This is a genomic window from Paenalicyclobacillus macrosporangiidus (genome assembly GCF_900116805.1).
In the GTDB taxonomy this organism is placed as follows: domain Bacteria; phylum Bacillota; class Bacilli; order Alicyclobacillales; family Alicyclobacillaceae; genus Alicyclobacillus_H; species Alicyclobacillus_H macrosporangiidus.
The window spans coordinates 1-2,050 of record NZ_FPBV01000070.1 but is presented as its reverse complement, the minus strand read 5'-3'; the positions used below and the strand labels follow the sequence as shown (position 1 = coordinate 2,050).

3 protein-coding genes are annotated in these 2,050 nt (G+C 50.0%); all 3 read left to right on the top strand.

The features are described 5' to 3' along the window. The coding region (locus BM357_RS18640) for an integrase core domain-containing protein (RefSeq protein WP_175511567.1) at positions 1–477 on the top strand (477 nt) is incomplete at its 5' end. Then, positions 450–986, top strand: a complete 537-nt coding sequence (locus BM357_RS19585) for an MBL fold metallo-hydrolase (RefSeq protein ID WP_139234814.1) — start codon at positions 450–452, stop codon at positions 984–986. The genes BM357_RS18640 and BM357_RS19585, both read left to right, overlap by 28 nt. A 36-nt stretch (positions 987–1,022) precedes the next feature. After that, on the top strand, positions 1,023–2,045 hold the full coding sequence (locus BM357_RS18635) for an MFS transporter (RefSeq protein ID WP_074956900.1): 1,023 nt from the start codon (positions 1,023–1,025) through the stop codon (positions 2,043–2,045). Positions 2,046–2,050: the final 5 nt, after the last annotated feature.

The window sequence follows — 2,050 nt, the reverse complement described above, 5'->3', positions numbered from 1 at the left end:
GTGTGGTGTGGGAAGGACGGCTGGGGATATCTGTTTGCCGTGATTGACGCTTATGACCGGGAGATTGTGGGGTACTCGTTTTCCCGGTTCTGCCGTACAGAGGACCTGCTGAAGGCTGTGGATATGGCGCTGAACTATCGCTTCCCGAATGGCGTTCAAGGTGCCGGTCTGACATTGCGAACGGACAATGGCTGCCAGATGACGAGTCGACGGTTCATCGAAGCGATGAAGGCCTGCCAAATCAACCATGAGCGGACCGGGTACAACAACCCCGATGCTGACGCATACATCGAGCGATTCTTCCGGTCGCTGAAGGAGGAGGAGGTCTGGCTGCAGGAATACAGCAGCTTTGCCGAGGCGAAAGCGGCCATTGAGTCGTACATTCACTTTTACAACACGGATCGACCGCATTCCGCACTAGGTTATCGCTCGCCGTTGGAATTCAGAAATTGGAAAATGCAACAAAACGCAGCGTGAGACAATTTTTATCTGAATTGCAAGTCTCTCATCTCTCTCTTAAAAGCCATCCCATCTGTCTTGACAAAGTCGGGTTCAATACGATTCGAGTATTGCATACACCAGGTCACACCCCAGAACACATCTCCCTTGTTGTCACGGACAAAACAAGAAGCAGTGATCCCTGGTTTGTATTGACCGGACACACTTTGATGGTTGGAGACGTTGGGAGAACAGAACTTGCATCGGAGGCTGAAATCGGGGCTTCCGATTTGTACGATAGCCTCTTCAAAAAGCTATTGTTACTGGAAGATCACATCGAAGTGTTTCCTGGCGCCTTTTCGGGCTCAGTGTGCGGTCGTTCGTTAAGTGGGAAACCATCGTCCACAATTGGCTTTGAGCGACGGTTTAATAAGGCATTACAAAAGACGACGAAAGAGGATTTTGTGAAATACATGCTCGAAGAAATCCCGCCTAAGCCCGAGGGTTTTGAAATAATTCGAAAGATCAATATGGGATATGGAGGATAAAGACGGCCACGGAATCGATGAGAAAGGGGGGCCACCATGAAAGAGCGTTCTATGAAATTAGGGCTACGACCGAATTTGACACAGTTCATTTTGTTGGCCATCAATAACGCATTTGTAGGTTCGATGGTCGGCATTGAGCGTACGGTGGTCCCGGTACTCGGTAAACAGAGTTTTCACCTGAATTCCTTGTCCGTGTTACTTGCCTTCATCGTCTCCTTTGGACTCGTGAAAGGACCTCTCAATTTGGTTGCCGGCCGGCTTGCGGACCAGTGGGGACGTAAGCCCATCCTTATTCTTGGTTGGGTGTGCGGACTCCCGGTTCCGCTCATGACGATATTTGCACCGTCTTGGGGATGGATTATCGCAGCGAATCTTCTGCTTGGAGCTAATCAAGGATTTGCGTGGTCAATGACTGTCACAAGTAAAATTGATCTTGTAGGCCCTGCCCGTCGTGGATTGGCACTTGGTATTAACGAATTCTCAGGATACATCGGTGTTGCGTTCATCAGCGGAGTGGCCGGATACCTCGCATCGATTTATGGTCCCCGCCCGATTCCCTTTGTCGTTGCCGAAGTCATCGCAGTCATTGGATTGTTGATGGCATGGATTGTGATTCGGGAAACTCTTCCGTATACCCGGTTGGAAATGTCGATAGGGAATCAGGCGGAACCCCAAACAGGAGTTGACCTCGGGCGGGTCATTGCAATGGTCAGCTTCAAGAACCGTACATTGTTGGCGTGCAGTCAAGCAGGTTTGGTGAATAAGCTGAGCGATACAGCAGTCTGGGGACTTGTACCCGTTATGATGGCTCAAAGTCATTACTCTGTTGGACAAATTGGGCTTGTGAGCGGTATGTATGCGGCGACGTGGGGCGTACTGCAATTGTTGTCCGGGACTTGGAGTGACAAAGTAGGCCGCAAGACGCCTATTGTGCTTGGGCAAATCTTGAATGGGATTGGAATTGGTTTTACAGGCGCTATGCAGTTGCTCTCAACAACTGGGTTTTGTCAGGGTCAAACCACCTCAGTTCCAATCGTGTTGGCCAAAATTTGTCGATGAGGCTT